The sequence below is a fragment of the Pseudodesulfovibrio sp. 5S69 genome, from assembly GCF_037094465.1.
Classification (GTDB): domain Bacteria; phylum Desulfobacterota; class Desulfovibrionia; order Desulfovibrionales; family Desulfovibrionaceae; genus Pseudodesulfovibrio; species Pseudodesulfovibrio methanolicus.
In genome coordinates this window covers 155,714-168,219 of the sequence record NZ_CP146609.1, presented here as the reverse complement: position 1 = coordinate 168,219, position 12,506 = coordinate 155,714, and the positions used below count along the sequence as shown (strand labels likewise).

The 12,506-nt window shown below is 65.5% G+C and carries 10 protein-coding genes; 5 read left to right on the top strand and 5 right to left on the bottom strand.

The window, feature by feature from the left end; genetic code table 11:
- From V8V93_RS00840 to V8V93_RS00830, 3 genes are read left to right on the top strand one after another with little or no spacing between them, the layout of a single operon-like run.
- Nucleotides 1-1,191, top strand: a complete 1,191-nt coding sequence (locus V8V93_RS00840) for a PhoH family protein (protein WP_338668475.1) — start codon at nt 1-3, stop codon at nt 1,189-1,191.
- Between the two features lie 48 nt (nt 1,192-1,239).
- Nucleotides 1,240-2,361, top strand: a complete 1,122-nt coding sequence (locus V8V93_RS00835) for a lytic transglycosylase domain-containing protein (RefSeq protein ID WP_338668474.1) — start codon at nt 1,240-1,242, stop codon at nt 2,359-2,361.
- A 60-nt stretch (nt 2,362-2,421) separates the two neighbouring features.
- On the top strand, nt 2,422-3,375 hold the full coding sequence (locus V8V93_RS00830) for an acyltransferase family protein (RefSeq protein ID WP_338668473.1): 954 nt from the start codon (nt 2,422-2,424) through the stop codon (nt 3,373-3,375).
- Nucleotides 3,376-3,450: 75 nt separating this feature from the next.
- On the opposite strand, the gene ald is transcribed toward V8V93_RS00830, so the two are convergent.
- The 3 genes from ald to V8V93_RS00815 all read right to left on the bottom strand — a co-directional run bounded on the left by ald (nt 3,451) and on the right by V8V93_RS00815 (nt 6,695).
- A complete protein-coding gene (ald, locus tag V8V93_RS00825) occupies nt 3,451-4,563 on the bottom strand; it encodes an alanine dehydrogenase (RefSeq protein ID WP_338668472.1) in 1,113 nt (370 codons plus the stop codon).
- 46 nt (nt 4,564-4,609) lie between these two features.
- A complete protein-coding gene (locus tag V8V93_RS00820; RefSeq protein WP_338668471.1) occupies nt 4,610-5,092 on the bottom strand; it encodes an Lrp/AsnC family transcriptional regulator in 483 nt (160 codons plus the stop codon).
- Nucleotides 5,093-5,249: 157 nt separating this feature from the next.
- Nucleotides 5,250-6,695, bottom strand: coding sequence for a DUF1007 family protein (locus V8V93_RS00815; protein WP_338668469.1), 1,446 nt, complete (start codon nt 6,693-6,695; stop codon nt 5,250-5,252).
- A 109-nt stretch (nt 6,696-6,804) separates the two neighbouring features.
- Here V8V93_RS00815 and V8V93_RS00810 point away from each other — a divergent pair, with 109 nt between their 5' ends.
- Both V8V93_RS00810 and V8V93_RS00805 read left to right on the top strand, forming a co-directional pair.
- A complete protein-coding gene (locus V8V93_RS00810) occupies nt 6,805-7,557 on the top strand; it encodes a substrate-binding periplasmic protein (RefSeq protein WP_338668467.1) in 753 nt (250 codons plus the stop codon).
- A gap of 93 nt (nt 7,558-7,650) precedes the next feature.
- Nucleotides 7,651-9,582, top strand: a complete 1,932-nt coding sequence (locus V8V93_RS00805; RefSeq protein ID WP_338668466.1) for a sensor histidine kinase — start codon at nt 7,651-7,653, stop codon at nt 9,580-9,582.
- Between the two features lie 395 nt (nt 9,583-9,977).
- On the opposite strand, the gene V8V93_RS00800 is transcribed toward V8V93_RS00805, so the two are convergent.
- Together V8V93_RS00800 and V8V93_RS00795 are read right to left on the bottom strand one after the other, a co-directional pair.
- Nucleotides 9,978-11,444, bottom strand: coding sequence for an Rne/Rng family ribonuclease (locus tag V8V93_RS00800; protein WP_338668464.1), 1,467 nt, complete (start codon nt 11,442-11,444; stop codon nt 9,978-9,980).
- A 47-nt stretch (nt 11,445-11,491) separates the two neighbouring features.
- A complete protein-coding gene (locus V8V93_RS00795; RefSeq protein WP_338668463.1) occupies nt 11,492-12,445 on the bottom strand; it encodes a radical SAM protein in 954 nt (317 codons plus the stop codon).
- Between the last annotated feature and the right edge of the window lie 61 nt (nt 12,446-12,506).

Below are 12,506 nucleotides of genomic sequence, written 5' to 3'. Positions count from 1 at the left end.
ATGGCCCAGAAGCATTTTGTCCTCGACACCAACGTCCTTATTGAAAACCCCAAATGTATCGTCGCCCTGAGAAACGGGGTGGAAAACCAGATATACATTCCCTACACCGTCCTGGGCGAGTTGGACGGACTGAAGAAAGACCCGCGCATCGGCCACATCGTCTCCCAGGCGGTGCGGGCCATCCTCGAAGACGAAGCCGTCAACATCTTCCCCCCGGACTTTGCCGAGACCCTCACGGACCCCGTGATGGACGACCGCATCCTCAAGGAAATCCTCCACGTGGGGCCGGAAGAGGCGACGCTGATCACCAACGACCGCATCCTCCAGATCAAGGCCAAGTGCTACGGCATTCCCAGCGAGGAATACCGTGACTCCGACCCGTTCCGGTCCGAGTCCCAGCGCTACACCGGGTTCGTGGAGGAGGGCGACGAGCCCGTGCGCAACTGTTTCCGCTGGGAGAACGGCACCCCGATCTTCCACGGCCCGGACGGTCCCAAGGAGATCGGCTACACCCATGAGATATGGGGGGTGAAGCCGCGCAGCGTGTACCAGAACCTGGCGCTGGAGCTGATGCTCTGCGAGGGCATCGACCTGGTTTCCATCCAGTCCGAGGCGGGCTACGGCAAGACCTTCCTGTCCCTGGCCGCGGCCCTGTACCTGATGCTGGAGCGCAAGGACAACCCCTACCGCAAGATCTACCTGGTCAAGCCGGTGGTCGAGATCGGGGCCAAGATGGGCTACCTGCCCGGCGACATCGAGGAGAAGATGCTGCCGTACATCAAGTACATCCAGGACCTGCTCATCAAACTCCACGACATCCGGCCCGCCAACCGCATCTTCATGGACCCGACCGGCGACTCCTTCAAGTTTAACCCCAAGAAGTTCGAGGTCCAGCCCGTGGCCTTCCTGCGCGGTATGAACATCGAGAACGCGGTGGTCATCGTGGACGAGATGCAGAACCTGTCGCGCGGTGAGACCCGCGCCCTGCTGACCCGCATGGGCGAGGGCGTCAAGTGTATATGCCTGGGCGACACCCGGCAGGTGGACAACCCGTACCTCAACGAGTCGAACAACGGCCTGAACTGGACAGTCCGCAAGCTCAAGGGGTACAAGAACTATGCGCACATGGTCCTGAAGGGTGACCGCTCGCGCGGCCCCATCACCGACATCGTGCTGAAATCAAAACTGTAATCGGCCACGGGCAGGGGAGTCCCCTGCCCGGCCTTGACGGGAGCATCCATGCCCAGGCGGCACACCGCTCTCCCGCTTGCGGCGGGACTGATCCTCTTCTGCCTCGCGCTGCTCGCCCCCCTGCGCGCGCAGGCCGGGGACATCGAGATGCTCGCGCCCATGCGGACCGCCGCCTTCCCGTCGCTCGAATCCGCCATCCGCATCAAGGGGCCGCTGTATTTCTGCGGCGAGTTCGTGCCCCTGCACCTGCCCGAGGTGCGCGAGCGGCTGGAAAAGGAACTCCTGCTCATGCTCTGGGACCGCGCCCAGGTCATCCTCTGGCTCAAACGCACGGGCCGCTATTTCCCACACATCCAGACCGTGCTGCGCGGCCGCGGCATGCCCGACGACCTCAAGTACGTCGCGGTCATCGAGTCCGCGCTCAAGCCCAGGGCCGGGTCGAGCCGGGGTGCGCGCGGCATCTGGCAGTTCATCGCCTCCACGGCTTGCAACTACGACCTGACCGTGGACCGCTTCGTGGACGAGCGGCGCAACTTCTATTTCGCCACGGGCGCGGCCGCGGCCTACCTCAAGGACCTGCACGACCGGTTCGGCTCCTGGACCCTGGCCTGCGCGGCCTACAACATGGGCGAGCAGGGGCTGGACAGGCAGATCGAGATGCAGGAGGTCAAGGACTACTACCACCTGCACCTGCCCGCGGAGACCCAGCGTTACGTGCTCCGGGCCATCGCGGCCAAGCTCATCCTGACCGACCCGGCGCGCTACGGCTTCGACCTGCACCCCGAGGACTACTACAAGCCGCGCAAGTTCGACCGGGTCAAGCTGCGGGCCAAGTACCCCACGCCCCTGACCCTGGTGGCCAAGGCCGCTGGCACCTACTACAAGGACATCCGCGACCTCAACCCGCAGTTGCTGGGCGAGATCATCCCGCCCGGCCAGCACGTCCTCTTCCTGCCCGAGGGCGCGGCCGGGGAGTTCGCCGAACGCTACCACCCGCTCATGGCCAAGTACCGCGAGACCCTCAAGCCCGACACCTACGTGGTCAAGCGGGGGGATTCCCTGACCGAGATCGCCCGGGAACACGACATGAGCTTGTACCGGCTGTGCAAGCTGAACAAGCTATCCAGGCGGTCCACCATCCACCCCGGACAGAAGCTGCTGGTCCAGTAGCGGTCCGCAGGGCATCCCGGCACGCTTCCCCGGCCGCACCGAGTCTGCTAAAAGGTAACCATGACCGGCCGCGACACCCGCATCGACAACGCCAAGGGGCTGCTCATCATCCTGGTGGTCATGGGCCACCTGGTCTGGCCCGTGCCCAGCGGGGACCGGGCGGCGGACGCGCTTTATTTCTATGTCTATTCCTTTCATATGCCCATGTTCGCCCTGATCTCGGGCTGGCTGTCGCGGGTGGAGACGGGGCGGGCGGCGCTGGTCCGGAACGGTCGGCAGCTCCTGGCCCCGTATGTGGTTTTCGTGGCGCTGCACACGCTCATCCTGCGGCTCATGGGGCAGGAGCCCTACCCGGTCCTCCAGGGGTTGTATGGGCTGTGGTACCTGCTCAGCCTGTTCTGCTGGCGCATGATCCTGCCGTATGCGCGGCGCGTGCCGTTCGCCCTGCCCGCATCCATCGTGCTGGCCCTGGCCGCAGGGTTTGTGCCGTTCATCGGCCTGGACCTGAGCCTGTCCCGGACTTTGGTGCTGCTGCCGTTCTTCCTGGCCGGGCACCGGCTCAGGGAGCGGGGCATCCCGCCCACGGCCGCGTTCGGCCGCCTGACCGGATGGGCGCTGACGGCGGCCGGGCTGTTTCTGGCCGCGTGGCTTTCCGGGTACAATTTCCAGCCCATGCTCTACGGCAACGGGCCATACGCGGCCCTCGGGCCCGGTCTGGTCGTGGGGCTGGTCGCCCGCGCGATCCAACTGGCCGTGGCCTTCGGCCTGGGGTTGGGTGCCCTCGCCATGGTCCCCCCGGGCGAAAATCCGCTGACCCGCATCGGCCGCCACTCCCTGCACGTCTACCTGCTCCACTCCCTGCTGCTCGTGCCCTACCGGCTGTGGCCTGCCGCGTACGGCGTGCTCGGCTCCACGGCTTGGCTGCTGATCCCCGTGGCCGCGGCCCTGGCCTGGGTACTGGCCAGCCCCTCGGTGGTCCGGATCACGCGGCGGCTGGTCGCGCCCCTGGGCTGATGCGCGGCCCACGGAAAATGAAAAAGACCCCGGTCCTGCGACCGGGGTCTTTTCGTTTGCGTTATGCCGTCGGGGCTACATCTTGGCCAGGGCCTCTTCCGGGGTCATGGCTTCGATGTCCAGGGCGGCGCCCACGGCCGGGCAGGTCAGCTTGCCGTCCCAGGTGTTCAGGCCCAGGGCCAGTCCGGCGTCGTCCTTGAGGGCCTTCAGGCCCTTGGCGGCCAGGCGCAGGGCGTAGGGAGCGGTCTGGTTGACCAGGGCGAAGGTGGAGGTGCGGGGCACCGCGCCGGGCATGTTGGCCACGCCGTAGTGGACCACGCCGTCGATGACATAGGTCGGGTTGTCGTGGGTGGTGGCCTTGGTGGTCTCGATGCAGCCGCCCTGGTCCACGGCCACGTCGACGATGACCGAGCCTTCCTTCATCAGGGGCAGCATGTCGCGGGTGATCAGGTTCGGGGTCTTGGCGCCGGGCAGCAGGACCGCGCCGATGACCAGGTCGGCGCGCTGGACCATCTGGCGGATGTTGGGCTCGGTGGACATCATGGTGGTGATGCGGCCCTGGAAGACTTCGTCCAGGTACTGCAACCGCTGGTGGGAGAGGTCGAGGATGGTCACGCGCGCGCCCATGCCCATGGCGATGCGGGCCGCGTTGGTGCCGACCACGCCGCCGCCCAGGACGAGCACTTCGGCGGGGTACACGCCGGGCACGCCGCCCAGCAGGATGCCGCGGCCGCCCTGGGTCTTCTCCAGGTAGTGCGCGCCCACCTGGGTGGCCATGCGGCCGGCGACCTCGGACATGGGGGTCAGCAGGGGCAGGGTGCCGTCGGCGGACTTGACGGTCTCGTAGGCCACGCCGGTGGTGCCGGAGTCGAGCAGGGCCTTGGTCAGCTCAGGAGCGGCGGCCAGGTGCAGGTAGGTGAACAGGAGCAGGCCCTTGCGCAGGTACTGGAATTCGCTCTCCAGCGGCTCCTTGACCTTGATGACCATCTCCGCGCCCCAGGCTTCGGCTGCGGAAACCATCTTGGCCCCGGCGGCCACGTATTCCGCGTCGGTCAGGCCGCTGCCCAGTCCGGCGCCCGCCTCGACCAGCACTTCGTTGCCCTGGCGGACCAGGGATTCCACAGCGCCGGGGGTCATGGCGACACGATTTTCCAATGTTTTGATTTCCTTGGGGATACCGATAATCATTTGATGCTCCTTTGCAAAGCTATCCGCCCTCTCCGGCGGCTGAACGTTATTTGGTGAAGGTTTCGATCACGGCGTCGGGCAACAGCAGCCACTTGCGCCGGGATTTCATGACAACGAACGATTCGGAGGCGTTGATGCCGCCCACCTGGGAAAGATCCTGGTCCAGGAACTGGTAGAGGTCGTCCATGCCTTCCTGGCAGACGATCTCCACGATGATGTCGTAGCGCCCGGTGACTGCGGCCGCCCAGTTGACCCGGGGCAGGGCCCCGATCTGGTCCAGTTTTTCGCCGAGCTGCTCGTGGCTCATCAGGCTGATGCCCACCAGGGCCACGGTCAGTCCCTTGATGCGCGTGGGATTGACCAGCCCGGCCACTTTGAGCGCGCCCGCCTGCATCAGGTTCTTGAGCCGCGAGCGGACCGTGGGTGCGGTCACGCCCGTGGCCGCCCCGATCTTGCCGGGCGAGAGCTGGCCGTCGCGGGTCAGTTCGGCCACCAGCCGCTTGTCTTGTGAATCCAATGTATTTTTCATTTTTGTTATTCCGTATTTTCGATTTGGAAAGCTTAGCCAGGGTCTTTTTACCTAAAAGTAAAAAAATTTGTCAATTGTTTTTTGCAAACAAGAAAACCGGACGAGAACGGCCATTGCCGGGGGCGGGCCGGTCTTCGGGACGCTTCGGGGAGCGGGATCAGTCGGTCAGGGAGCCGATGAACAGGGCGGTGCCGAACAGGCCGATGGCGGCCGCGCCGCAGATGGACAGCCCGGCGTGGACCGTGTTGAACAGGCGGCGGTTGCGGCCCGACAGGGTCAGGGCGGCCTTTCTGGCCGAGACCGCGAACCAGGCGAACAGGGTGGTGGTCAGCCCCATGCCCAGGGCCATGGCCACCAGGGCCGCCACCCCGGTCCAGAAGATGTTCAGGCCGATGGCGAAGGCCAGGATGACCGCCGCGCCGGGGCAGGGGATGAGCCCGGTGACGAAGGACACGGCCAGGATGGACCGGACATCGCCGCCCTCGGGCTCGGCGTGGGCGCAGGCGCGGGCACCGAGCGGGCCGCCCCTGCGCAGGTCGAGCAGGCTCTTGGCCAGCAGGAACAGGCCCATGCAGGCGAGCAGCCCGTACCCGGCGGGCTGGATGGCCCGGCTGGCGGCGGCGAATCCGCCCATGCCCGAGGAGAAGAGCAGGTAGGCCGCGCCCACGGCCAAGGCGGCGGAGCCCATGTGCACGAAGGTGATGGCGTTGCCCATGAGCGCGCCGCGCAAAAGCGAGCCGGGGCGGCTCAGGAACCAGGAGCAGACCACGGCCTTGCCGTGTCCGGGGCCCACGGCGTGGACCACCCCGTAGACAAAGGACAGGGCCAAGAACATCCACAGGGGAGCGCCCCACGGGTCGTCCTTCAGCCGCGTGCCGAACCCGTTGAGCCGTTTGGTCAGCTCCTTCTGGGTGGACCGCACCAGGCTCATGAGCCGGGCGAGCGGTCCGGGGCCGTCGGCCGTGCCCGCAAGGTCGGGCGCCACGGACGGGGCCGCGCCGGGTGCGGCGGTGACGGTCAGGTGCACGGCGTCGGGCACGATGTACTGCCAGTAGGTCTGGTCGTTGGCGGCCCGCATGGAGTGGCTGACCGAGACCCCGCCTTGGACGTCGAAGCGGATGCCGTTCTCGGCGTAGATCATGTCCGTGTAGTATTCCTTGTCGAACACGGCCATGCGGAAGTCGGCCAGCCGGGCCACGGGCAGGGAAAGCGGCACGTCGAAGTCGTAGACGAAGCGGTTCCCCTCCAGGCCGGCCCGGAAGTGCTCGACGCTCACCGGCAGCCGCTTGCCGCCGGTCTCGATCAGGGTGAAGTAGTGGTAGTTTGCCAGGTACGAAAACGCCCCGTCGCGTATGGCCGCCTGCCCTTCGGGCGTGATCAGGGAGGCCGCGTCCTGCCCGAGGTCGCTCAGGATCGCCCGGGTGAAGATCTCGTCGAAGAGCCACCTCTGGTGCACGCTCGACAGGCCCGAGTCGTCCAGGTGGAAGGTCAGGGACACGTCCACGTAGACGTGCGGATGGGCCTCGGCCCGGTCCGGACCCGACAGGCACAGGGCCGCGAGGAGCAGGGCTGCCGGAAGCCATGTGGTCGGGGACGTGCGCATGGTTGATTCCGGCACAGATAAGGGACTGCGCGGAATAAGGCAAGCCTCACGACTCCCGCGAATTCCCGGGGTCCGTTGCTTTTTCGGGGGATGCGTTTTAGATTGCGGCATGCCCCATGATTCGCCCCCTCCCCGCCTGCGACCGGTCCTGTTGTTGCTTCTCCTGTCGCTCTGGTCGTGCCTCCCGGCCCAGGCTTTCGCCCAGGACCGGGAATTGCGCATCGTGACGGTGGAGCTGGGCGCGTGCGGACGCATGGAGGAGGGCCGCCCCGGCGGGTTCTGCTTCGAACTCGGCAACGCCCTGGCGCGCGAAGCCGGGCTCGCATCCGAGAACCGGCTCGTGCCCCTGGCCAGGGGCGTGGAGGAGATGGACACGGGCATGGCCGACATGATCATCACCCCGCCCGAGGGCCGGATCGCCGAACTGGCCGAGGACATCGGTCCGGTCAAGGCCATGACCCTGGTGGCCTGGGGGCGCGTGGAAACGCCCCTGCGCGACGTCCGGGACCTGGCGGGCAAGACCGTGGCCGTGCTCCGGGGCTCGCGGTACGAGCGCGCGCGGGCCAAGGCGCTGAAGTACATCCCCTTTCCGTGCAAGAACCACGAACTCGGCTTCAAGATGCTCATGGCCGGGCGGGTGGACGCCGTGATCGGCTCGCGCCAGGGGCTGGCCGCGGCCACCGACCGGCTCGGCCTGCGCCGCCGCTTCCTGGGCCGGCCGCTGGTCCTGGAGCGGGATTTCATGCGCGTCTACGTCTCCCTGCGCGTGCCGCCGTCCGTGCGCGCCCGCCTGCGCAAGGCGCTGAACCGCCTCGTCGAGGACGGGACCGTGGCCCGGCTGCGGGGCCGGTATCCATTATAACTGTGATGACAGGTTGCGGGGAGTCGTGTACAGCCTCTCAAGAGGATGCGCGATTAGGGAGTTGTCCCCCATTTCCCTTTTTCCGGAAAACAGATGCGAGCAGACAAACCCAAGAGAAACCGGCCTCTCCTGACCAGCAGGTCCATCTCGCGGGACCTGACCTTCAGCCTGGTGGTCATCGTCATGATCATCGCCACGGCGCTCGGCGGTTTCATCTATTGGCAGCAGTCCCAGGAGATGTGGGCCACGGCCGAGAAGAAGGGCGAGGACACCATCTCCTCGGTGGCCGAGATCCTGGCCGTACCCATCTGGAACCTGGACTACGACAACGCCCGGCTCATCGGCTCGGTCTACACCCACGACGACATGGTCCAGGGCATCCGCATCTACGGTTCGCGCAACGAGGTGGTCTTCGCCCATGAAAAGTTCTCGGGCGCGCCCGCCGATTTCAGCAAGGTCCGGCCCATCATCTTCGAGGGGCGCACCATCGGCCGGGCCGAGATCGACTTCACCCTGGAGCGCGAGAAGAAGCGCCTCGACGAGCAGATGTTCGTGTCCATCATCATCATCGTCGTGTCCATCTCCGTCATCCTGGCCATCACCGGCCTGCTCCTGCGCGTTTTCCTGAACAAGCCGCTCAGGGTCCTCCAGTCCGGCATCGCCCGTGTGGCCAAGGGCGACTTCTCCTACGACTTCGGCGAGGTCTACCACGCCGAGCTGCTGGAGATCGCGAAACGGTTCCGGCGCATGTCCATCGAGATCGAGGGCCGCGAGAACAAGCTCCAGACCATGAACAAGACCCTCCAGGAAGCGGAGGAGAAATACCGGTCCATCTTCGAGAACGCCATCGAGGGCATCTTCCAGGCCACCCCGGACGGCGTACTCCGCCGGGCCAACCCGGCCATGGCCCGTATCTTCGGCTATGACTCTCTGGACGAGTTTTTGTCCAACGTCCGCTCCTTGAGCTCCCGGATCATGGTCAACCCGGACCACATGCAGGGGTTCTTCGACCGGGTCCGCGACCAGGGCGAGGTCAAGCGGTTCGAGGCCGAGTACTACCGCCGCGACGGCAAGACCATCTGGGGCTCGCTCAATGCCCGGGCCATCCACGACGAAAAGGGCAACTTCGTGTTTGTGGACGGCATCCTTGAGGACATCACCGACCGCAAGAAGGCCGAGCAGGACCTGGCCGACCTGAACCGCCACCTGGAGCAGTTGGTGCGCGAGCGCACCGAGGACCTGGTCAACAAGGCCCGCGAGCTTGAGGAGGCCAACCAGCGGCTGCGCGAGCTGGACGAGATGAAGTCGGCCTTCCTGTCCTCGGTCTCCCACGAACTGCGCACGCCCCTGACCTCCATCCTGGGCTTCGCCAAGCTCCTGAACAAGGAGTTCACCCGCAACTTCCTGCCCCTGGTCAGCCCGGACGGCAGCCTCGCGCGCAAGGGCAAGCGCATCCGGGAGAACCTGGCCATCATCAGCCACGAGGGCGAGCGTCTTACCCGGCTGATCAACGACGTGCTCGACCTGAACAAGATCGAGTCCGGCTCCATGGGCTGGCGCGACGAGGAACTGGACATGAACGAGGTCATCGAGGTGGCCGCCAGCTCGGTCTCGGGCATGTTCGCCCAGACCTCGCTTGAGCTGCGCACCGAGATCGAGCCCGGCCTGCCGCACATCTTCGCCGACCGCGACCGCATGCAGCAGGTGCTCATCAACCTGCTCAACAACGCCTCCAAGTTCACGGAAAAGGGCTCGGTCACCCTGCGCGCCTTCCCGCGCTTCGGCCAGCTCCGCGTGGAGGTGGTCGACACCGGCACCGGCATCCACCCCGAGGACCAGTCCCAGATCTTCGAGAAGTTCCACCAGACCCACACCGACGACACCATGGTCAACAAGCCCAAGGGCACCGGCCTGGGCCTGACCATCTGCCGCGAGATCATCGAGCACTACGGTGGCCGCATCTGGGTCGAGTCCGAGGTCGGCGTAGGCTCCACCTTCATCTTTACACTGCCTTCCATGGAGTAGAGCGGCTTCCGATAGCGGCGCATCTGCACATTTTTTCCGGCCGGGCCAATCCTCACGTAGACGGCTACGCTGCGGTTGCCCCGGCCGGGTCTGTACCTAGGGCATAAGATCTTGTACGGCTCGAAGACTCGCCTACAATTCACTTAAAAATGCACAGCTACACCACTCTCGAAAGCCTTGTGCGAGCGCGGTAAAAGAGCCGCTGTCGGGTCGCTGCGCTACCCGAACCGCTCCAGGGGGGGGCTCGCCGCGTCCGCACGGGCTTGCCTAAGGCACACAAAAAGTTTGGAAGGGGGGTCCAGGGGGGGCCGGATTGATCGGCATCACTCCGAAAGCAAAGCCCCCGCCCCGATGATTCGGGACAGGGGCCTTTCTTGTTTCGTATCCGGGGACGGCTACTCGTCGTATTCGTACTCGATGTCGATGTGGATGGACTTGTTGTAGCGCTTTTCCAGGTCGGCCAGGATGCCGCGCTTGTTGTTCAGCAGGTAGATGGCCAGTTCTTCCTCGCAGTCGAACTCGACCTCCTCGCCGCCGGGCTTGCGCAGGTCGCGGTGGATATCCTTGAGGGCCTGGAGGGCCTGCCATTCCATGTTGCGGCGGATGCCGGTGCCTTTGCAGCAGGGGCACGGCTCGGTGGAGATGGCGATGGCCGAGGAGCCCAGGCGCTGGCGGACCAGCTCCATCAGGCCGAAGGACGAGATGCGCGAGACGTCGGTCCGGGCGCGGTCGTTCTTCATCTCCGCGCGCATGACCTTCTCCACCTCGCGGCAGTCCTTGGGGTTCTTCATCTCGATGAAGTCGATGACCACCTGGCCGCCGATGTCGCGCAGCCGGAGCTGGCGGGCGATCTCGCGGGCGGCCTCCACGTTGGTCTTGAGCGCCATCTTCTGGAAATTCTTCTCGCCGCCGATCTTGCCGGAGTTGATGTCCACGGCGGTCAGGGCCTCGGTGGCGTCGAAGACCAGGCGTCCGCCCGAGGGCATGGACGCCTCGCGGGAGTAAATCTCCTGGACCTGCTTGGTCAGGTTGAACCGCTCCAGCAGGGAGAGGTCGCTGTCCTCGTGCAGCCGGACCAGGTTGTTCTTGCGCGGGAAGGCCAGCTTCACGAACTGGTGGACCTGCTCATAGGTCTCCTTGTCGTCCACCCAGATCTCGGTGATGTCCAGGGTCAGGTAGTCGCGCACGGCCCGGGCGGCCAGGCCGAGTTCCTTGTAGACGATGGCCGGGGCCTTGACCTTCTGGGCGTTGGACCGGATGTCGGTCCACAGCCGGTTCAGATACTTGTAGTCGCGCTCCAGGGCGGCCTTGGACTGGCCCACGGCGGCGGTGCGGGCGATCAGCCCCACGCCCTCGGTGGTCTCGAACCCTTCCAGGGCGGCCTTGAGCCGGGCGCGCTCCTTCTCATTCTCGATCTTGCGCGAGACCCCGATCTGGCTGCGGCCCACGGTGTAAACGAAGCTGCGTCCGGGCAGGGAGAGGTAGGAGGTCAAAAACGCCCCCTTCTTGCCGGTGGGCTCCTTGACCACCTGGACCAGGACCTCCTGGCCGGGCTTGAGCACCTTCTGCATCAGCGGGAAGCGCTGGCCCTTCTTGGTGGTCACGTCGTTGACGTAGTATTCCGGGTGGACCTCGTCGATCTGCAGAAAGCCGTTGCGCTCGGCTCCGTAGTTGATGAACGCGGCCTGGAGCCCGTTGTCGATGTTGTGGATGTAACCCTTGTAGATGTTGCCCTTGGTCTTGGCCTGGTGGACCATCTCAACGTAGTATTCGTTGACCTTGCCCTCTTCGGCGATGACGACCTCGACTTGCTCTCCCGGCAGCACGGAGATGAACATCTTCTGCCGTTTCTTCTTGGTCATGGAAACCTCTTGACGAGAAATGTGTGTGTCTGATCCCGGCGCGCCCTTCATTCTTCGATGACATGGCCCGTTCCGTGGTAGAAGGTCTCCCCCCGGTCATCCCGGCGGGTTACGTCGCCCATCTTTTCCAGGGCTTCCACGGCCTGGCGGACCTTGTCGGGGTCCGCTCCCAGGGCCTGGGCCAGTTGTTGCGCGGTCTGAGGCCTGCGGCTCAGGGAGGCGGTCACGGCAGCGGTCATCCGCTCCAGACTCATCTCCTTGCCGCCCCGGACCCGCCGCTCGCCGGTGCGGGTATCCCCGCCTCCGAGCGCCAGGCGCCATCGGCTTAGAACCGCCCCGTCCACGGGGCGGACCCCCTTGACCGTTCCGGGACGGGTCAGGGTGACCACGTCCACTCGGTCGGGAGCAAGCCGCTGGCAAAAATCCTTCAGCCTGCCGAGGTTCTCGTCGGAATCGTTAATTCCTTCGGCAAGCAAAATTTCCAAAAATATCTTTCCCTTGAATTCATTCTTGAACGCAAGGAGCCCCTCGGCGACGGCCTCGGGCTTCACGGCCTCGTCGGGCCGGTTCACCTTGGTGAATTCCGCTTCCACCAGGGCGTCGAGGCTGGGCAGGACCACGTCGGCGGCGCACAGCTCGCGGCGCACCTCGGGGTCGGTCATCAGGCTGGCGTTGGTCAGCACGGCCACGGGCGTGTCGGGAAAAAGCCGCTTCGCCCCGAAGATGACGTTCTCCATCTCCGAGTTCAGGCACGGCTCGCCGAGCCCGCCCAGGGTGATCATGTCCGGCGGTTCCAGCCCCTCCTCCTTCCACAGGGAGAGCTCCTTGAGGATGTCGGCCGCCGGGACGTACACCCTGCGTTCGCAGGTCCGGTCCCTGGTGGCTCCCACCTCGCAGTACACGCAGTCCATGGAGCAGATGCGGTCCCCGAGCAGGTCGAGACCGAGCGAGCGGCCGAGCCGCCCGCTCATGACCGGGCCGAAGACGTATTTGTATGCCATGTCGCGTTGCGTTCCTTGGAAGGAGTCCCTAACTCTTGCCAACTTATTAAGTACCTGCGCG

Bases quoted from the DNA above. Each gene is read 5' to 3' on its own strand.
- V8V93_RS00840 (WP_338668475.1), top strand. From the start codon at position 1: ATGGCCCAGAAGCATTTTGTCCTCGACACCAACGTCCTTATTGAAAAC.
- V8V93_RS00835 (WP_338668474.1), top strand. From the start codon at position 1,240: ATGCCCAGGCGGCACACCGCTCTCCCGCTTGCGGCGGGACTGATCCTC.
- V8V93_RS00830 (WP_338668473.1), top strand. From the start codon at position 2,422: ATGACCGGCCGCGACACCCGCATCGACAACGCCAAGGGGCTGCTCATC.
- ald (WP_338668472.1), bottom strand. From the start codon at position 4,563: ATGATTATCGGTATCCCCAAGGAAATCAAAACATTGGAAAATCGTGTC.
- V8V93_RS00820 (WP_338668471.1), bottom strand. From the start codon at position 5,092: ATGAAAAATACATTGGATTCACAAGACAAGCGGCTGGTGGCCGAACTG.
- V8V93_RS00815 (WP_338668469.1), bottom strand. From the start codon at position 6,695: ATGCGCACGTCCCCGACCACATGGCTTCCGGCAGCCCTGCTCCTCGCG.
- V8V93_RS00810 (WP_338668467.1), top strand. From the start codon at position 6,805: ATGCCCCATGATTCGCCCCCTCCCCGCCTGCGACCGGTCCTGTTGTTG.
- V8V93_RS00805 (WP_338668466.1), top strand. From the start codon at position 7,651: ATGCGAGCAGACAAACCCAAGAGAAACCGGCCTCTCCTGACCAGCAGG.
- V8V93_RS00800 (WP_338668464.1), bottom strand. From the start codon at position 11,444: ATGACCAAGAAGAAACGGCAGAAGATGTTCATCTCCGTGCTGCCGGGA.
- V8V93_RS00795 (WP_338668463.1), bottom strand. From the start codon at position 12,445: ATGGCATACAAATACGTCTTCGGCCCGGTCATGAGCGGGCGGCTCGGC.